This window comes from Spiribacter sp. 1M189 (assembly GCF_040838345.1).
Taxonomy (GTDB): domain Bacteria; phylum Pseudomonadota; class Gammaproteobacteria; order Nitrococcales; family Nitrococcaceae; genus Spiribacter; species Spiribacter insolitus.
The window spans coordinates 531,155-548,627 of record NZ_JBAKFF010000001.1; the positions used below are offsets into that span (position 1 = coordinate 531,155).

18 protein-coding genes are annotated in these 17,473 nt (G+C 64.6%); 9 read left to right on the forward strand and 9 right to left on the reverse strand.

Going from position 1 to position 17,473, the window contains the following annotated elements:
- Positions 1-34: 34 nt before the first annotated feature.
- Complete coding sequence (locus V6X30_RS02655) at positions 35-259, forward strand: hypothetical protein (RefSeq protein ID WP_367983095.1); 225 nt, start codon at positions 35-37, stop codon at positions 257-259.
- A gap of 37 nt (positions 260-296) precedes the next feature.
- On the opposite strand, the gene V6X30_RS02660 is transcribed toward V6X30_RS02655, so the two are convergent.
- Positions 297-923 carry a fumarylacetoacetate hydrolase family protein gene (locus tag V6X30_RS02660; RefSeq protein ID WP_367983096.1) on the reverse strand — a complete coding sequence of 209 codons (627 nt, stop codon included), beginning with the start codon at positions 921-923 and terminating at the stop codon, positions 297-299.
- A 363-nt stretch (positions 924-1,286) separates the two neighbouring features.
- Here V6X30_RS02660 and katG point away from each other — a divergent pair, with 363 nt between their 5' ends.
- The 7 genes from katG (at position 1,287) to V6X30_RS02695 (ending at position 9,393) form a co-directional block, all read left to right on the forward strand.
- Positions 1,287-3,464 (forward strand): catalase/peroxidase HPI, encoded by a 2,178-nt coding sequence (katG, locus tag V6X30_RS02665; protein WP_367966417.1) that lies wholly within the window; start codon positions 1,287-1,289, stop codon positions 3,462-3,464.
- A 143-nt stretch (positions 3,465-3,607) separates the two neighbouring features.
- Complete coding sequence (locus tag V6X30_RS02670) at positions 3,608-4,339, forward strand: YrhK family protein (protein WP_367966418.1); 732 nt, start codon at positions 3,608-3,610, stop codon at positions 4,337-4,339.
- Complete coding sequence (locus tag V6X30_RS02675; protein WP_367966419.1) at positions 4,336-4,533, forward strand: hypothetical protein; 198 nt, start codon at positions 4,336-4,338, stop codon at positions 4,531-4,533. The genes V6X30_RS02670 and V6X30_RS02675 overlap by 4 nt, the downstream gene beginning before the upstream one ends.
- A 30-nt stretch (positions 4,534-4,563) precedes the next feature.
- On the forward strand, positions 4,564-5,697 hold the full coding sequence (locus V6X30_RS02680) for an HlyD family efflux transporter periplasmic adaptor subunit (protein ID WP_367966420.1): 1,134 nt from the start codon (positions 4,564-4,566) through the stop codon (positions 5,695-5,697).
- Complete coding sequence (locus V6X30_RS02685) at positions 5,694-7,643, forward strand: FUSC family protein (protein WP_367966421.1); 1,950 nt, start codon at positions 5,694-5,696, stop codon at positions 7,641-7,643. Before V6X30_RS02680 ends, V6X30_RS02685 begins: the two co-directional genes overlap by 4 nt.
- On the forward strand, positions 7,589-9,046 hold the full coding sequence (locus V6X30_RS02690) for a TolC family protein (RefSeq protein WP_367983097.1): 1,458 nt from the start codon (positions 7,589-7,591) through the stop codon (positions 9,044-9,046). The genes V6X30_RS02685 and V6X30_RS02690 overlap by 55 nt, the downstream gene beginning before the upstream one ends.
- Entirely contained in the window at positions 9,046-9,393 is a 348-nt protein-coding gene (locus V6X30_RS02695; RefSeq protein ID WP_367966423.1) for a carboxymuconolactone decarboxylase family protein, read from the forward strand. The genes V6X30_RS02690 and V6X30_RS02695 overlap by 1 nt, the downstream gene beginning before the upstream one ends.
- A 78-nt stretch (positions 9,394-9,471) precedes the next feature.
- Here V6X30_RS02695 and V6X30_RS02700 read toward each other — a convergent pair whose 3' ends face one another.
- The 6 genes from V6X30_RS02700 to rsgA form a co-directional block, all read right to left on the reverse strand.
- Positions 9,472-10,533, reverse strand: a complete 1,062-nt coding sequence (locus V6X30_RS02700) for a quaternary amine ABC transporter ATP-binding protein (RefSeq protein WP_367983098.1) — start codon at positions 10,531-10,533, stop codon at positions 9,472-9,474.
- An 18-nt stretch (positions 10,534-10,551) separates the two neighbouring features.
- Positions 10,552-11,571 carry an ABC transporter permease gene (locus V6X30_RS02705; protein ID WP_367983099.1) on the reverse strand — a complete coding sequence of 340 codons (1,020 nt, stop codon included), beginning with the start codon at positions 11,569-11,571 and terminating at the stop codon, positions 10,552-10,554.
- A 75-nt stretch (positions 11,572-11,646) separates the two neighbouring features.
- On the reverse strand, positions 11,647-12,609 hold the full coding sequence (locus tag V6X30_RS02710) for an ABC transporter substrate-binding protein (RefSeq protein ID WP_367983100.1): 963 nt from the start codon (positions 12,607-12,609) through the stop codon (positions 11,647-11,649).
- A gap of 239 nt (positions 12,610-12,848) precedes the next feature.
- On the reverse strand, positions 12,849-13,334 hold the full coding sequence (locus V6X30_RS02715; protein ID WP_367983101.1) for a hypothetical protein: 486 nt from the start codon (positions 13,332-13,334) through the stop codon (positions 12,849-12,851).
- Positions 13,334-13,828, reverse strand: coding sequence for a permease (locus V6X30_RS02720; RefSeq protein WP_367983102.1), 495 nt, complete (start codon positions 13,826-13,828; stop codon positions 13,334-13,336). The genes V6X30_RS02715 and V6X30_RS02720 overlap by 1 nt, the downstream gene beginning before the upstream one ends.
- Complete coding sequence (rsgA, locus tag V6X30_RS02725) at positions 13,825-14,736, reverse strand: ribosome small subunit-dependent GTPase A (protein WP_367983103.1); 912 nt, start codon at positions 14,734-14,736, stop codon at positions 13,825-13,827. The genes V6X30_RS02720 and rsgA overlap by 4 nt, the downstream gene beginning before the upstream one ends.
- Positions 14,737-14,810: 74 nt before the next feature.
- On the opposite strand from rsgA, the gene orn reads away from it, so the two are divergent.
- Positions 14,811-15,371, forward strand: coding sequence for an oligoribonuclease (gene orn / locus V6X30_RS02730; protein WP_367984522.1), 561 nt, complete (start codon positions 14,811-14,813; stop codon positions 15,369-15,371).
- On the opposite strand, the gene V6X30_RS02735 is transcribed toward orn, so the two are convergent.
- A complete protein-coding gene (locus tag V6X30_RS02735) occupies positions 15,313-16,194 on the reverse strand; it encodes a sulfurtransferase (protein WP_367983104.1) in 882 nt (293 codons plus the stop codon). The genes orn and V6X30_RS02735 overlap by 59 nt on opposite strands.
- A 62-nt stretch (positions 16,195-16,256) precedes the next feature.
- Positions 16,257-17,471: a glycolate oxidase subunit GlcF gene (gene glcF, locus V6X30_RS02740; RefSeq protein ID WP_367983105.1), complete on the reverse strand. Its 1,215-nt coding sequence runs from the start codon at positions 17,469-17,471 to the stop codon at positions 16,257-16,259.
- Positions 17,472-17,473 lie beyond the last annotated feature (2 nt).

A 17,473-nucleotide genomic window follows, 5' to 3' on the forward strand; every position in this document is an offset into this window, starting at 1 on the left:
ACATAGCGTGTCGAGCATGTGCAACGGTACTCAGGTGTCAGGTCGCGAGCGGGAGCTTGTCGATTTATTCGAGCGCACTTTCACCGATTCGGAAGGCGCGGCCGAGGGGCGGCTGGTCCGCGATCTGGTCAGACAGTTGCTGGAGACGACGCCACCGGAAGATCTGCGTCTGTTCACCATCGACAACGCGACCGAATCGGCACCAATCGCTGGCGCGGTGCGCTGCGTCGAGTCCCTGAATCGCCCTGACGTCTGGTAATCGCCAGAGCGACAAATCCCGTCGAAGAGGCGATGAGCTACTCCGGCTCGCCAACGGTCATGTGCACAGGCGCCAGGCCCTCGATCTCTCCGACAATCTCGTCGCCCGGCTGAACCGGTCCCACGCCAGCCGGTGTCCCGGTCATGATCAGATCGCCCGGCGCCAGATGGTAATAATGCGAAAGGTCCGAGATGAGTTCGTCCACCCCCCAGACGAGGTCATCCAGACGACTGGCCTGTCTGCGCTCACCATTGACGGTCAGCTCAATACGCTGGCTGACCAGGGAGCCGAACCGGTCCGCCGGGGTCAGTTCTGCAAAGACGGCGGAATGCTCGACATCTTTCGCGGTATCCCAGGGAAGCTGTTTTTCGCGAGCCGCCAGTTGTAGATCACGGCGCGTCATATCCAGCCCGCAGCCATACCCGTAGATGGTTCCCCAGGCCTGAGCCGGCTCAATGCGGAAAGCCTCGGTACCCAGGGCCACGACCAGCTCCACCTCGTGGTGATAGTTTGATGTAGCGGGCGGGTAAGGCAGCGTCTGACCACTCGCAGCAAACGCAAGCGCCGACTTGGTGAAATAAAAGGGTGCCGCCCGGTCAACCTCCGCCCCCATCTCCGCGGCGTGGGCGGCGTAGTTGCGTCCCACACAAAATATGCGATGCACGGGGTACCTCACGCTCTCGCCTGCGACGGTCAAAGTCGGCCATTGCCGAATGGGGAAAGCGGTGGTTGTTGACATCACTCTGTCTCCAGGCGTCAGTAGACTGTCCACATGCATGGGTTGACGTCAGTATGCCGTTGCCGACAAGCAACCGCGACCTGCAGTGGCTGGATGATCAGGCCCAGCCATTGATACAGGCTACGATAAAAGGGGTATGCGATACGCCAGGCCTATAGAAATCATTGGCAGCAACAAATTCCATTCCTCGCTGTGTTTGTTATAAATGCAGCCTGAACGGGGGAGCCGGCCAGCCGGTGGCCCCGTCAGCCCGAACACGCAAAGCAATCGTACGAGCGGAGACAGACCATGGCAGCAGCTGATATCGACAAGGCCGGTAAATGCCCGGTGATGCACGGTGGGGCCACCACCGAGGGCAGTGACAACATGGAGTGGTGGCCGAATGCCCTGAATCTGGACATCCTCCACCAGCACGATACCAAGTCCAACCCGATGGGCGAGAGCTTCAATTACCGCGAGGAGGTGAAGAAGCTCGACTACCAGGCGCTGTGGAACGACATGCGCGCGCTCATGAAGGACAGCCAGTCCTGGTGGCCGGCGGACTGGGGGCACTACGGTGGTCTGATGATCCGCATGGCCTGGCATGCCGCGGGCTCCTACCGGACCGCCGACGGCCGTGGGGGCGGCGGCACCGGCAATCAGCGCTTCGCGCCGCTTAACTCCTGGCCGGACAACACCAACCTCGACAAGGCGCGTCGCCTGCTCTGGCCGCTCAAGAAGAAGTATGGCAACCAGGTGAGCTGGGCCGACCTGATCATTCTTGCCGGGACCGTGGCCTACGAGTCCATGGGTCTCAAGGTCTTCGGCTTCGGCTACGGCCGTGAGGACATCTGGCACCCCGAGAAGGATGTCTACTGGGGCTCGGAGAAGGAATGGCTGGCGCCGAGTGAAGAGCGCTACGAAGACGTCGACAATCCGGAAACCATGGAGAACCCGCTGGCCGCCGTGCAGATGGGGCTGATCTATGTGAACCCCGAGGGCGTCAACGGCAATCCTGATCCGCTCAAGACCGCCGAGCAGGTTCGGGTCACCTTCGAGCGGATGGCCATGAACGACGAGGAGACCGTTGCGCTCACCGCCGGCGGCCATACGGTCGGCAAGTGTCATGGCAACGGTGATGCCGAGCTCCTCGGTCCCGACCCGGAGGCCGCGGACATCGAGGAACAGGGCCTCGGCTGGAACAACCACACCACGCGTGGTGTGGGCCGTGACACCGTCACCAGCGGTATCGAGGGCGCCTGGACCACGCATCCCACACAGTGGGACAACGGCTATTTCCATCTGCTGCTCAACTACGACTGGGAGCTCAAGAAGAGCCCGGCCGGTGCATGGCAGTGGGAGCCGGTGGACATCAAGGAAGAGGACAAGCCGGTTGACGTCGAGGATCCGTCGATCCGGCTCAACCCGATCATGACCGACGCCGATATGGCCATGAAGATGGATCCGGCGTATCGCAAGATCTCGGAGCGGTTCTATAACGACCCGGCCTACTTCGACGAGATGTTCGCCCGTGCCTGGTTCAAGCTCACGCATCGCGACATGGGTCCCAAGGATCGCTACATCGGCCCGCATGTCCCCGATGAGGACCTGATCTGGCAGGATCCGGTGCCGGCCGGCAGCACCGACTACGACGTCGATGCAGTCAAGGCGCGGATCGCCGACAGCGGTCTGACCATTGATGAGATGGTGTCCACCGCCTGGGACAGCGCCCGCACCTTCCGCGGCTCCGATATGCGTGGCGGTGCCAACGGAGCCCGTATCCGGCTGGCCCCCCAGAAGGACTGGGAAGGCAATGAGCCCGAGCGGCTGCAGAAGGTGCTTGGTGTGCTCGAGCCGATCGCGAAGGAGACCGGCGCAAGCCTCGCCGACGTCATCGTGCTTGCTGGCAACGTGGGCGTGGAGCAGGCGGCAAAGGCGGCCGGCGTCGACATCAGCGTGCCGTTTGCGCCGGGCCGTGGCGATGCCACCGAGGAGCAGACTGACGCGGCCTCCTTCGACGTCCTGGAGCCGGAGGCCGATGGCTTCCGGAACTGGATGAAGAAGGACTATGTCGTGAGTGCCGAAGAGCTGATGCTCGACCGGGCCCAGCTGCTCGGCCTCACGGCGCCGGAAATGACGGTGCTGGTCGGCGGCATGCGCATGATGGGCACCAACCACGGTGGCACGCAGCATGGCGTGTTCACCGATCGTGTCGGTGCGCTGACCAACGACTTCTTCGTCAACCTCTGCGATATGGGCAACATCTGGAATCCCACCGGTAGCAACAGCTACGAGGTCCGCGACCGGCAGACCGACGAGCTCAAGTGGACGGCAACCCGGGCCGATCTCGTCTTCGGCTCCAACTCCGTCCTGCGCTCGTATGCCGAGGTGTATGCCCAGGACGACAATCAGGAGAAGTTCGTGAACGACTTCGTCAGTGCCTGGACCAAGGTGATGAACAACGACCGCTTCGACCTCGAAGCCTAGGTTCGAGTCGCTTCACCTGAACGGCCCCGTCGTGCCCCGTGCACGGCGGGGCTTTTTTTATGGCAGTATTGCGGCGATGAAATTCGGGGTCGCCCAGAAAGGAAATGGGGGATTCCGACATTAGCTTTCAGGAGTCGATCTTAATGCCGCATCTTGTTGTCAATCGCAGTCGGGCGTATGACCTGCTGGAGTCCTCCGAGAAGGCTGGCAAGAGCTTTGTTTGGGAGAGTGTGAACGCGATTCTCTATATTTTCGGTGGCATTGCGTTCGTTCTCGGAAGCATTTTCTTCTTCCCTGAGCTGGCAACAGAGATCAACTGGGGCGTGTGGGCCTTCTTCATCGGCTCGGTGCTCTATCTCATCGTCACGGGGCACGACCTGGTCGAGGTGATCCGCTACCACCATCATTCCAGTCAGGGGCGTCGCCTGGAGCTGATCGCCGCCTGTGGGTATCTGATTGGAACGGTCCTTTTTCTCGTCGGTAGCGTATTCTTTTTCACCTTCGTCAATTTAATTGTCGCTGGGGCCTGGTGTTTCATCATTGGCAGTGTGCTGTTCACGGCTACACCGTTCGTGAATGTCCTCCAGGTCCACTATTTCAGTAAACGGGCACTGCAGCTCTATACCCTGACCGGGATCAGTTTCGTCGCTGGCGCCATGCTCTTCACCACTGCCTCCGTTCCCTATCTGTGGAATGTCGGCGACTCGGCACTCGCGACGGAACTGTTGAATTTCCTCGGCGCTCAGTATCTCGTCGGCAGCGTGCTGTTCCTCGCGGGCGGACTGCTCAACTACCGACGGGCCTGGGTCCGGATCGGCGAGTTCCGTCGGCGGCGGGCCGGCCATGACGAGCCCGCCACGGAGCAGATGTCTTGATTCCGCTTTTCGGCACACTGTTCCCGGGCTGGATTCTGGTCGTTTTCGCGGCCGCGGTGGTCACCATCGGGTTGACCGCTGCGCTGCGCCTCGTCGGGATCAGCCGGGCGATACCGCTCAAGCCGGTGTTCAATCTGGCGCTTTTCCTGCTGGTGACGTTCATTCTCTGGGAGTTTCTCTATGGCAGCCATTGATCGGCGCGCACGACTTCTGCGGGCAAGGCGATGACGGATCGCGACGACATGCGCCGCATGGTGGCCGGCCGCAAGGGCGAAGGTCGGGAGAAGCCGGGCCGTCTCCGCCGGATCGTGGGCATCGCCCTGCTGGTGGTTGTCCTCGTCGCTGCCGGAGTGATGGGCGAGCGGATCGTCCGGACCTTCGATACCAGCCCGAGAACCAACGATGCCCAGATTGGCGCGGACACCACGCTGATGAGTGCACCGGTGGCCGGGAAGATCCATGCATTGCATGTGAGAGAGAATCAACGGGTCAGCCAGGGGGATGTGCTTTTCCGCATCGATCCGGTGCCCTATCGCCTGGCGCTGAGGCAGGCGGAGGCCAACCTGGCCGCGATCAGTGCCGAGCTGGCCGAAGCACGACGCCGGGCGGAAGCGGAGCTCGCCAATGCCGGCGGTGCCATGGAGGAGATTCAGCGGGCCGAGGACGATCTCGAACTCGCCGAACGCACGGTGGAGAGGCTCGCGCCGCTTGCCGAGGAGGGCGTCGTCTCGCAGCAGACGTTCGATGAGGCCGTGACCGCGCGTGAGAATGCCCGCACCTCTCTGCGCCAGGCGCGGCAGGCCGCGGAGGCCAGTGTGGATCTGGTGGAGACCACCGAGGCGCTTGAGGCGGAACGCGATGCGGCGAGGGCCGCGGTCGAGCTCGCCCAGTGGGAGCTCGACCGCACGACGGTAACCGCGCCGTTCGACGGACTGGTCGCGGGCCTGACGGCGTCCATCGGTCAGTACCTTCTCCCCGGCGCGTCGATCTTCACCCTGATCGACGATCGCTCCTGGTACGCCACCGCTCTGGTCCGCGAGACCGATCTGGCGGGGATCAGCAATGGCGATCGCGCCGAGGTGACCGTCGCTATCAACCCCGGCTCGCCGATCATGGGTGAGGTGGAGGGCATCGGTCGCGGTATCCAGGCCAAGGATGATGTCGACCTGGCCGGGCAACTCCCGTACATCGAGGCGACCCTCGACTGGGTGCAGGTGGCGCGGCGGTTTCCGGTGCGGGTGCGCCTGAGCGACCCGCCGGATCAACTCCAGCACCTGGGCGCCTCGGCGCGGGTGGTATTCTCGCCGGCGGACCCACCGGCATCCGATAGCAACAACGCCGCTGGAGGCGCGCGTTGAGCATTCTGGCCGATCTGGCCCCTCGCCCGGGGCGCCTCCGCGATGCGGTTTCCATCGGCGGACTCTGCACGGCGATCGTGGTGGTCTCGATGACCATGCGTATCCCCGAGGCGGGATTGGCGGCGTATCTCGTGTTCTTTGCCTATCGCCCCGATGCCAACGGCACCATCGGGGTGTCGGTGATCTTCATCTTCGTTGCGATCTTCGTGGTTGGCGTGTCCATCCCGGTGCTCGGGCTGGTGATCGACAACCCGCCCGCGCGCATGGTGGTGGTGGCCTGCATTACGTTTGTCGGCATGTGGCTCGCGAGTGCCACGCCCCTGGGGCCACTCGCCAGCACGCTCGCCTTTCTGCTGACTTTCCTTCTGATCCTCCCGGACGTCGTCGATCTGCCCATCCCCAATATGGTGGATCTGCTCACGCACAGCATCATCTGGGTCGGACCCATCGTCATCATCGCCATGATCACCATCGGCCTGCTGGCCTACCTGTTCGGGCGCAATTCCATCGGTGTGGTGGAGGATCGCATGGCCGAGCGGCTGGCCGCGGTGGATGATCGGCTGGCGGGCCGGATCGATGCCGCGGCCTTTGCCGAGATCGTCATGGCGGCGCCGGCGAAGGTGGAGGATCTGGAGAAGTTCGCCAAGCTCTCGACCTCGAAGGCCGACTGGAACCGGCTGATGGCGCTGGACCGTGAATCCCTCGAGCTCATGCTGGCCGTGGCCGCGCTCGACGAGGCCGGGGCCGACCCGCAGACCCGGGCGGCGCTGCAGGGGCAATTGGCGGATGTCCAGTCGATGGCCCAGGCGAGCCTGACGATGCCGACCGGATCCCGGCCACTCGTCGCCGCCACCGCCGAGGATGTCGCCGCCTGCATTCGCCGTGTTGGCGGGATCCTGAACGGCGAACAGCTGCCGGAGAAGCCCGTAACGGCCAAGGAGGGCGGTGGTTTCCGCGCGCTGCTCATGGAACCCCGGCACTGGCAGTTCGCCACCAAGGTCACCCTGGCGGTCATGGTCTGCATTTTCATGTTCACGGGGCTGGACTGGGTCAGTATCCATACCTGCATGATCACCTGCTATTACGTCTCGGAGGCGACCCTCGGTGAGTCGGTCCACAAGATGACGTTGCGCATGACCGGCTGTCTGATCGGTGCGGCGATTGCCGCGCTCAGCCTGATCTATCTGATCCCGCTGATGAACGATGTGGGTCAGCTCGCCATGCTGGTCTTCGTGGTGGCCTCCATCGGCGGGTGGATCGGCGTCGGCTCGGAGCGTATTGCCTACGCAGGCTTCCAGATCGTGCTGGCGTTCTTCCTCGTCGTACTGGAGGCCTTCGGCGCCTTCGGGCTTAACTTCGGGCCGAGCTACGATTTCGAGCCGGCCACCGGCCGGATTCTCGGTATCCTGTTCGGCTCCCTGGCCTGTGCCTTCGCCTTTGTCCTGCTCTGGCCGCTGCCCATGCGCGTGGACGTCGCCGACGGAATCGCACGCACCCACCGGGCGGTAGCCGCAGGGCTCCGGCGGCAGCCGGCGACGGCACGCGCCGAAGTCGTCGCCGGTCTCGGTCGCGCCCGGGAGCTGCAGGACTACACCCTGTTCGAGCGCGCCGTCGAGCTGGATTCGATCACGCCGGACTGGTGCGCCGCGACCGATGAGGCCTTTCGGACACTGGCCGTCGCATCGGTGCTGGAGCGGCGCCGGGCGCGGCGTGGGGAGACCGACGTGGCCGGTGTGGATGCGCTGGCCGGGGCCTTCGATCAGGATGCCGACTATTTTGCCCAGGGCACCCTGGCACCGCGGCGGGAGGCCATGATTGCCGAAGCCGACGATCTCCCGCCTGCTGACTCGCGCGACGGGGCCCTCGTCAAACACCTCCAGGAGATTGCTGGATGCCGAACCGTTCCTTCGCAGGCAGCGTCGCTACAGCCGGCGCTCTCCTCCTGACGCTCGCCGGTTGTGCAAATGACGCGGGCAGCCTCGCCCCGGCGCAGCCGGACAGGCAGTGGGCGGTGCCGGCCGAGCTCGCCGGGGAGGTCGACCGGGCGCTGACGCAGCCGGATCCGGAAGCCGTTGGTGTGGATCGGGCCAAACGCTATGGCCTCCCCGGCCTGATTGATCTCGCCCAGCGTCTCGACCCCGAGACCCGTCTGGCCTGGGAGCAGGCGAGGGCAGCGGCCTACGCCGTGGACAGCGCGCGCGCCGATTATTTTCCCCAGATCGGGGCTGCCCTGGTCGCTGGCAGGAGTCGCTCCGATATCACCTTCGATCTGCCCGGCCTTGGCAGTACCACCGTGGACAATACCGCCACCTCCACGATCCCGAGCGTCTTCGTCGAATGGATGCTGTTCGACTTCGGCGAGCGTGAGTCGGCGGTGGCGGTGGCCGAGAAGCTCGCCATCTCCGAGAATCTCGGGTTCAATCTGGCACACCAGCAGACCCTGCTGGACGTGAGCCGGGATTACCATGCGCTGCTATCCGCCCGGACCCAGGCCGAGGCCGCCGAGCGGGCGCTGGAGAACAGTGAACGAATCCTGTCATCCGCCGAGGCGCGGCTGGCGCGTGGGGTCGGCAATGTCGTGGAGGTGGCGCAGGCGGAACAGGCGCTGGCGCAGTCCCGGCTGGATGCCGTCCGCGCACGGGGGGATGCGAGGGCGGCCTACGCCAGCCTGATGGCCACGGTGGGGCTGCCGGCAGGGCGTGGCGTTGATGTGTCGACCCGGCCGATGCCGCTGCCGGAGGCGATGCCGGAACGACTCGATGCGGTGGTCCGCGATGCACTGCGTCACCGGCCGGATATTCTCCAGGCAGTGGTCAACCTGCAGGCGCAGCGGGCCGCCCTGGATGGAGCGGAGGCCGCCTTCCGCCCCAAGGTCGGCCTGGTGGCATCCGCGGCCCGGAACAACGGCAAGCTCGCCATCAACGGCAGCAGCTTTGATATACCGGCCACGGATACACTGGCGCTGCTCACGGTCGAAGTGCCACTGTTCGACGGGGGGCTGCGTGAGAGTCGGCGTCAGGCGGCAGCTGCCGAGGTGGCCGGCGCGGAGGCGCAGCTCGCCGCGGTCCGCCGTGCGGCGGAGGCGGAGGTCGTGACCGCCTACGAGGGGCTGGCGACGGCGCTTTCCGCATGGGAGAGCGCCGATGCGCTTGTCGCGGCGGCGCGACGGACCGCCGATGCGACCCTGTCGGCCTATCGTCAGGGGGTAGGGAGTCTGCCCGAGGTGTTGGCCGCGCAGAATGGCCTACTCGATGCCGAGCAGGCCCGCTCGCAGGCCCGGGCGGATGCCCAGATCGCCATGACGGTGTTTGCTTTTGAAACCGGATCTCTCAACCAAGGAGCGATGTGATGTACAAGGACTGGCCCCAGACCGCCCAGGAACTCTCGAAGCTGATGCAGAACTTCGGCAAGGGGCATCCCGAGGTGGCCAAGGGCTTTACCCAGTTGTCAAAGGCCGCTGAAAAGGACGGTGCCCTGAGTGCCAAGGACAAGGAGCTGATGGCGCTCGCCATCGGCGTGGCGATCCGTTGTGAGGGATGTATTGCCTTCCACGCCAAAGCGGCGGCCCAGTACGGCGCCAGCCGGGACGAGGTGCTGGAGACCATTGGTGTCTGTCTGTATATGGGTGGCGGCCCGTCGTTCGTCTACGGCTCACAGGCGCTCGAGGCATTCGATCGCTTCGCCGCCGAATCCTGAGTCGGGCAAGTCCGCACCCGACGAAAAAGGCCCCTCGGAAGGGGCCTTTTTCATTGCAGAGAGGGGGTTCGTGCGGGCTCAGTACTTGCCCCGCACCCCGTCTTCCGCCGCGCTGGTCGGCACCAGCGCCCGCACCAGCGTTTTCATGTCCAGCACGCCGATCTGCTCGCCATCGCTGACCACCCGATAGGTCAGGCTGGTATCCCCCTCGGATTCGGCGATCACCGCCTCCAGGTTCGTGTCTCCGTCGACATCGCCGGCCAGTGTGGTTTCCAGGGGCTCGGTCGTCGGATCCATGACCGAGCGCACCCGGAGCACACGTGCCCGGTTGATGTCGCTGATGAAGTCCACGATGTAGGGGTCATTGGGGTGCAGAAGGATTTCCTGCGGCTCACCCTGCTGGACGATATAGCCGTCCTTGAGAATGACCAGATGGTCGGCCAGCTTGAGCGCCTCGTCGAGATCGTGGGTGATGAACACGATGGTCTTATGGAGCTCTTTCTGCAGCTCCAGCAGCAGGTCCTGCATATCCGTTCGGATCAGTGGATCCAGCGCCGAGAAGGCCTCGTCCATCAGCATGATGTCGGAGTTGGACGTGAGCGCCCGGGCAATGCCCACGCGCTGCTGCATACCACCCGAGAGCTGATGGGGGTGCTGGTTGTCATTGCCCTGAAGACCCACCCGGTCGAGCCACTTGCTCGCCTCCTGCAGGGCAGCGGATTTGTCTTCGCCCCGCACGATGAGTGGCATGGCGGCATTCTCCGACACGGTTCGGTGGGGCAGCAGGGCGAACTTCTGGAAGACCATCGACATGCGCTGACGACGCATCTGCCGAAGTGCCTCGGCGTCGTAGCTGATGACGTCATCGCCGTCCACCAGGACCTGACCATCGGTGGGCTCGATCAATCGGTTCAGATGACGGATCAGCGTCGACTTGCCGGAGCCCGACAGACCCATGATGACGGTGATCCTGCCGTCAACCATGTCCACGTTGATGTCCTGCAGGCCCAGCACATGGCCGTACTGCTCGAGCAGTTCGGCCTTGCCCACGCCGGCCTTGACCCGCTCCAGCGCCGCGGCCGGGTCGTCACCGAAAATCTTGTAGAGATGCTGGATCGAGATCTTGATCTGATCACTCATGATTCCGGTTCCGTCCGCTTACTGCTGGGCCGTGTTGACGCGGGCGAGGGCCGCCTTGGTCACACGGTCGAGAATGATGGCGAGCAGCACGATGCCGAGACCGGAGACCAGTCCGACGCCAAGCTCGAGATTACGGATGCCGCGCAGCACCAGCACGCCCAGTCCGGGGGCGGACACCAGTGAGGCGATGACCACCATGGCGAGACTCATCATGATCGTCTGGTTGACGCCGGCCATGATGTTCGGCAGCGCCAGCGGAATCTGCACACCGTAGAGTTTCTGCCGGTCGGTCATACCGAAGGCGTCCGCCGCTTCGATCACGTCCTTGTCCACCAGGCGGATACCAAGATCGGTCAGGCGGATCACCGGGACGATCGCATAGAGGATGATCGCGATGCCGTAGAGCTTGGGCTCGGTTACCGAGAACAGGAAAATCAGCGGGATCAGGTAAACGAATGGTGGTAGCGTCTGGAGCATATCCAGTATGGGAATGACGCTTTTCTGCAGCCGATCGCTGCGCGACATGGCGATGCCGATGGGCACGCCCAGCAACACGCAGATCGCCGAGCACACAAAGATGATCGCGAGCGTCTGCATCGCGTAGTCGTAGTGATCGATGAAGGCGAGGAACAGAATCATCGTCGCGACGGTCACCACCAGGCGGCTCGATCGCGACGCCAGGAATACCACGATCAGCAGCGCCGGGATCATGATGAACCACGGCACCGTCTGGAACAGATTCAGCGCGCCGCTGAGAAACCAGCTGAGCGGCTGAGTGATTGGGTCGAGCACAAACTTCAGGCTGTCCTTCATGCCCAGAAAGCCATTCTCCAGACCGGTCGTGAGCTGCCGGGTCTGGGCAATGGCCGGACAGGCATCATGCAGGTTGTCGAGAGAGGGAAAAGGGGTTTCCCAGACCGAAGGGGCCTCACCGCTTCGCTTCGCGATGAGATCCTGCATGCTCATCGTGCCGCCGCCGCTCTCGCCGCACCAGCCCCGCAGCCCGAGTCCGTCAAAAATGAAATCGTAGGTCGCCATGCCCGGCTCCTCTGATCAAATGGGGAGGGGCACCGGAGCGAATGCTCCGGTGCCTGTTTCCGAGGGTGGTCGCCCTTAGAACATGCCTTCCAGATTGGCCTTGGCGTCGTCGCTCAGCCAGCTCATCCACTGATCCTGGTTGTTCTGCAGAAAGTAGACGACGGCCTCGTCGATGCTGGCCTGATTGTCGGAATGCCAGGCAAGGAGGCTGTTCATCTGATCGTTGCTGAAGGTGACGTTCTCCATCAGCTCGAAGGCTTCCGGCTCACGCTCGGCCAGATCCGCGGTAACGACGTTGTACACGTCAGCCGACGGGAAGCCCGACACACCCACTTCAGTGCAATCCGTGTCCTGGTTACAGGCGTGGATTTCCTCGTTGTACGGGCCCAGGTCAACGCTGACCATGTCGTACTTGCCGAGGGGTGCCGTGGGGCCCCAGTAGTAGCCGAAGTAGGGCTCGCCGTTTTCATAGGCCGATGCCATGGCACCCGCCAGGGTCTCGCCGGAGCCGTGGTGGAAGACCTCGATGCCGTTGCCCTCGAGATCAAACGCCTCGGCCAGCGAGTCGCTCACGATGCGGCAGCCCCAACCATCCGGGCAGCTGTGGAACATCCCACCAACGGCCTCCGGATTGTTCAGAATGCCCTCGATGGTCCCCAGCTCGGGATTTTCCTCGACAACGTAGTCCGGCACCAGCCAGTGCTCGGTGCCGCCGTCGCTGAACGTATCGGAGGCACGGATGACCTTGCCTTCCTCGGCCAGCTCGAAGTAGACCGGTGCCGAGTTGACCCAGAGCTCCGGCACGATGTCGGGCTCGTTATTCTCGGCCAGCGAGGTGATCGCCGTGGTGGTGGCGGACGGTACGACCGTGACATCACAGCCGTAGCCCTGCTCCAGCAGGAAGGCCGTGATACCGGTAATGATGCCACCGGAGGTCCAGTTCATTTCGCCGACCGACACCTCGCCACACTCGGCGTTGGCGGCCATTGGCAGCATTGCGCCCGTCAGGGCCAGTGCATAGAGGGAACGCTTACTCATGGTTAGCTCCGTTCTCTTTCGCTTTATCAGCGGTTAGTGGATGGCGGAGTCGCCCATCGATGGCTGCCCCGGTCGTTGATCGCCGGAGAGCGCTTCGATGTTCAGGGGGAAGAGGGCAGACGGAACATTCCGTTTGCCGGTGACAGGACGGTGCGGGTTGTCGATGACCCGAGTCTCCTTGCCCAAGTATTACTTAACTATAGATCAACTTTTCTGATAAGCCAAACGTTTGACCCGGATCAATGGAACCAGAGCGTGAGCAGGCCTGCCAGCGGCGCCAGGATCAGCGTGACGGCCCAGCGCCGCCAGACGAAGGGCCAGCCCAGCGTGGGAAGCTCGTAGGAGAGCACGCGATGGAGGGCGAAACACGACCAGCTGGTCAGCAGGGCGATGAGCTGGGGAACCCCGACACCAGCGCGCTCGAAGACCAGAATCAGCGGAAACGTCACCATGGGTCCGCCCGGCATGATCCCGCCCAACAGTGATGCGATCAGGATGCCATTCAAGCCGGATGAATCGCCCAGCCAGCGACCGAACAGCGCCTGCGGGATCAGCTCACCGATGAAGCTGGCGGCGATCAGCGCAATGGGCAGACGCACCAGCAGCGGCGCGAGTTGCTTCCAGGCACGGTGCATGACATCGCCGTGGCGGATATGCGCGTCCCGATGGGCGAGGCCAGCGAAGAGGAGGGCCAGTGCAAGGATGCTCAGATAAGCGAATGGCATCAGCGGTGCTGCGGCTCGCCGAGCCACTGACTGGTTACACCGGCGAGCAGCGGCAGCGGGAGGGAGACCAGCAGCCTCAGTAAGACGAAGTCGAGGCCGAAGAATGGCAGCTCCCACATCAACACCCGCTGAATGCCAAGCAGCGACCAGGCGGTGAGATAGGTGATGCAGACCGGTAGCGAGGCGCCCATGGCGCGCAGCCCGACCACCAGAGGGAAGGCCATGAACGGCCCCCCGGGGGTGATGGCGCCGGCGCCGGTGGCGATCAACAGGCCGCGCCAGCCGGCACGCCGGCCCAGCCAGTGTTCCACCACCCGCCGCGGCAGGAGCGCCTGGGCATAGGCGGCCATCACGATCGCGATAACGACCAGCGGCACGACCAGCACAATCAGCTCACCGCCGGAGAGCAGCGCCTGCGTAAACGCCTCCGGGCCCTGGCGATACCAGAGCAGGGCGCCCGAGAGGACGCCGAGGATGACGAAGAAAACTGTCATCCGCCGCGCTCCGGATTCTCCGCGATCTTCGTTTCACGGCGCAACCGGCGCCAGTTCTCGAATCGCTGCGCTTCGATGGCGCCGGCGGCCAGGCCCTGTCGGACACCGCAATCCGGTTCCCGGCTGTGCTGGCAGTCACGAAAGCGGCACTCGCGGGCGGCTTCCAGAATCTCGGGATAGGCCCGGTCGACCGCCTCGCTGCCCAGATGATCCAGTCGCAGGGTCCGCACCCCTGGCGAGTCGATCAGGGCGCCCCCATCCTCCCGGCGGAAGAGGGTGGTCTCGCTCGTGGTGTGGCGCCCTTGGCCGCTGGTTGCCGAGATCTCGCCGATACGCAGCGACAGCGCCGGGATGAGCGCCTGGGTGATGGAGGACTTCCCCACGCCGGATTGTCCGACCAGGACAATGGTCTCCCCGCCGGTCTGGTTGCGTAGGCCAGCCAGGCCGGCGCCCGTCGTGGTGCTGCCCTCGAGGACCGGGATACCAAGGCGACGGCAGCGCGCCTGCAGCGCCGCCAGTGTCGGGGCCGATGGCCCGAGCTCGAGATCCGCCTTGTTGCACCACAGAAGCATGGCCAGGCCAAGCGTCTGGCCGAGCACCAGGTAACGGTCCACCAGCAGGCTGTCCGGCGCGGGTTCGGGCGCGACCACGATCACCAGCCGATCGATGTTCGCCACCAGTGGCCGGGGCCGGCCCCGGAAATCACCCCGCTCGACGAGGTTGTGACGCGGCTCGATGCCATCGATCACGCCCTCGGGTGTGCCCGGCGTCCAGCGCACGCGGTCACCGCAGACGGGACGCCCCGCCCGCCGACCGCGCAGCTGGCATCGATGCAGCCCGCCGGCCATATCGTCGACCAGGCAATGGTCGGCGGTACTCATGATGACGAGCCCTGTTTTCTGACTCATGGCCGTCCCGATCCGGCGCCGGAATGCCTCTGGTAGACTTCGCATTCACTCACGGCAGCCGGAATACAGCGCTCATGTCCTACTCGGCCAGCAACCTGATCTGGATCGATCTCGAGATGACCGGTCTGGATGTTGACCACGACCAGGTTATCGAGATCGCCACCATCGTCACCGATGCCCAACTGAATATCCTTGCCGAAGGGCCGGTGCTCGCCATTCATCAGCCCGAGTCCGTGCTGGCCGCCATGGACGACTGGAACCAGACCCAGCACGGCGGCTCCGGGCTGATGCAGCGGGTTCGGGACAGCGAAATCGACGAGGCCGAGGCAGAGCGGCGCACCATCGCTTTCCTCGAGCAGTGGGTGCCCGCCGGTGTCTCGCCGATGTGTGGTAACAGCATCTGCCAGGACCGGCGTTTCCTGCACCGGGCGATGCCGCAGTTGCTGCGCTATTTCCACTACCGGCATATCGATGTCAGCACGCTCAAGGAGCTCGCCCAGCGCTGGCTGCCCGGCGTCGCGGAAGCCATGACCAAGCAGTCCTCTCACCTTGCACTGGACGATATCCGCGACTCCATTAACGAGCTCCGCCACTATCGCGCCCATTTTCTGGTGGAAGCGGCTCGGGCCCGGTGATCACCGGCGTGTCGGGCCGATTGCCCCATTCCGACCACGACCCGGCATAGCCACGGACGTGCTCGAAGCCGAGATGGCGCAGGACCACATAACTGAGCGATGAGCGGTGGTGGGTCTGGCAGTGGGCGACGATCTCCTGATCGCGGCGCAGGCCGCGCGATCGATAAAGCGCGTCGAGCTCGTCGAGCGGGCGCAGCCGGCCACTCCGTCGGGGATCCCGATTGTCTCCCCAATCGACGTTAACCGCCCCCGGGATGTGTCCGCCACGGGCCGCGCGTAAGTCTTCGCCGCGGTATTCCGCCGGGCTGCGGGCATCGAGTATGCAGACGCCAGGTTCATCCAGATGTTCGCGAATGTACTCCTCGCCGGCGACCACTTCCGGGGAACGCAGCTCGGCCGGGTAGGGTGCCGTCTCGGCACCGGGGGCAGGCTCGCCGCTGGTCAGTGGGTGGCCGTCCTCGCGCCAGGCCGCAAGTCCGCCGTCCAGTATGCCGGCGCGCCAGTGACCCAGCGCGTGGAGCGTCCAGACCAGCCGTGAGGCCCGACCCCCACCACTGTCATCGTAGGCGATGACGGTCTGGTCGGGGCGAATGCCGGCGTTGCCGAGCACCTCCCCCAGCACCGCCATGGGGGGCAGCAGACCGCTCGCGGGTGGTTCGGCGTGGTTAAGATCGGCGAAATCGACTCGACCCGCTGTCGGGATATGGCCGCTTGCATAGACGTCTGCATCGCCGACGAACACCACATGGGGCGGCCTGTCGCCTTGCAGGCGTCGGGCCAGCTCATCGGTGCTGATCACAATGGCCGGTTCGGTATCGCTCATGGGCACTCCCCTGGGGCGACAATTGGGCCGGGGAGTATAGCAGCGTCGGCCTTGAGCGCCGCTCAGGCGACCTTGATCAACTCCAGCCAGTGCCGGACCGGGACGTCGGCTGCCTCATCGAGATGGGTCAGGCAGCCGATGTTGGCCGTGGCGATGACCTCGGGGTCGCCGGTGGCCAGGTTGTCGAGCTTCTGGCTGCGCAACTGCCCGGCGAGCTCGGGCTGGAGGACCGAGTAGGTACCTGCCGACCCGCAGCAGATATGGCCATCGGGCACCGGCGTCATCTCAAAGCCGATCCGCGCCATCAGGGCGTCGACCCGGCCGTTGAGCCTCTGGGCGTGCTGCAGCGTGCAGGGCGTCTGGAAGGCAACCCGCCGCGGTGCATCGTCCGCCGGGGCCAGGCGATCGGCATGCGCCTCCAGCAGCTCAATGGGGTCAATGGCAAGCTTGGTCACCCGCGCCGCCTTGTCCGCATAGTCCGGATCGTCCGCGAGCAGATGACCGTAATCCTTGACCTGTGCGCCACAACCGCTTGCATTCACCACGATGGCCTCGGCACCGGCCTCAATATGCGGCCACCATGTATCGATATTGGCCCGGATGCGCTCAAGGGCGGCATCCGGGGCGCCCAGATGCTGGTCAATGGCGCCACAACAGCTCACCTCGCGCGTGCGCCGGACACCGATGCCGAGGTCCTCGAGAATGCCCGCCGTCTGGGGGTTGATCGGCGGCTCCAGGGCAGGCTGGACACAACCTTCAAGCATCAGCACGAAGCGCTCCCGCGACTGGGTGGACGGCCAGGCGGGGGCCGAACGGCGGGGCCGGATTTTCTTGCGCAACGCCTCGGGTACCAGCGGCCGGACGACCCGACCCATGGCGAGGAGACTGGCGAACAGCCGCGGCCGCGGCAGGACGCTGCGCAGGGCCAGCCGCAGCCAGCCCTGGACAGGCGGTCGCGGCACCTGCGCCTCGACGATTTCCCGGCCCAGATCGGCCAGCCGGCCGTATTCGACGCCCGACGGGCAGGTCGTCTCGCAGGCCCGACAGGTGAGACAGCGATCGAGGTGGAGCTGCAGGCTTTGCGTCGGCGTCTCACCCTCGAGGACCTGCTTGATCTGATAGATCCGACCCCGCGGGCTGTCCAGTTCGTCGCCAAGCAGCCGATAGGTCGGGCAGTTGGCAAGACAGAAGCCGCAGTGCGTGCACTTGCGCAGGATTTCGTCGGCTTCCTGGCCGGCCGCCGTATCCTTGATGAAATCGGCAAGATGGGTCTGCATGC

Excerpts from the sequence above, each read along its gene's own strand:
- rsgA (WP_367983103.1), bottom strand. The coding sequence starts at position 14,736 with ATGAGTCAGAAAACAGGGCTCGTCATCATGAGTACCGCCGACCATTGC.
- V6X30_RS02670 (WP_367966418.1), top strand. The coding sequence starts at position 3,608 with ATGCCGCATCTTGTTGTCAATCGCAGTCGGGCGTATGACCTGCTGGAG.
- orn (WP_367984522.1), top strand. The coding sequence starts at position 14,811 with ATGTCCTACTCGGCCAGCAACCTGATCTGGATCGATCTCGAGATGACC.
- V6X30_RS02710 (WP_367983100.1), bottom strand. The coding sequence starts at position 12,609 with ATGAGTAAGCGTTCCCTCTATGCACTGGCCCTGACGGGCGCAATGCTG.
- glcF (WP_367983105.1), bottom strand. The coding sequence starts at position 17,471 with ATGCAGACCCATCTTGCCGATTTCATCAAGGATACGGCGGCCGGCCAG.
- V6X30_RS02690 (WP_367983097.1), top strand. The coding sequence starts at position 7,589 with ATGCCGAACCGTTCCTTCGCAGGCAGCGTCGCTACAGCCGGCGCTCTC.
- V6X30_RS02735 (WP_367983104.1), bottom strand. The coding sequence starts at position 16,194 with ATGAGCGATACCGAACCGGCCATTGTGATCAGCACCGATGAGCTGGCC.
- V6X30_RS02695 (WP_367966423.1), top strand. The coding sequence starts at position 9,046 with ATGTACAAGGACTGGCCCCAGACCGCCCAGGAACTCTCGAAGCTGATG.
- katG (WP_367966417.1), top strand. The coding sequence starts at position 1,287 with ATGGCAGCAGCTGATATCGACAAGGCCGGTAAATGCCCGGTGATGCAC.
- V6X30_RS02720 (WP_367983102.1), bottom strand. The coding sequence starts at position 13,828 with ATGACAGTTTTCTTCGTCATCCTCGGCGTCCTCTCGGGCGCCCTGCTC.
- V6X30_RS02715 (WP_367983101.1), bottom strand. The coding sequence starts at position 13,334 with ATGCCATTCGCTTATCTGAGCATCCTTGCACTGGCCCTCCTCTTCGCT.
- V6X30_RS02705 (WP_367983099.1), bottom strand. The coding sequence starts at position 11,571 with ATGGCGACCTACGATTTCATTTTTGACGGACTCGGGCTGCGGGGCTGG.
- V6X30_RS02700 (WP_367983098.1), bottom strand. The coding sequence starts at position 10,533 with ATGAGTGATCAGATCAAGATCTCGATCCAGCATCTCTACAAGATTTTC.
- V6X30_RS02680 (WP_367966420.1), top strand. The coding sequence starts at position 4,564 with ATGACGGATCGCGACGACATGCGCCGCATGGTGGCCGGCCGCAAGGGC.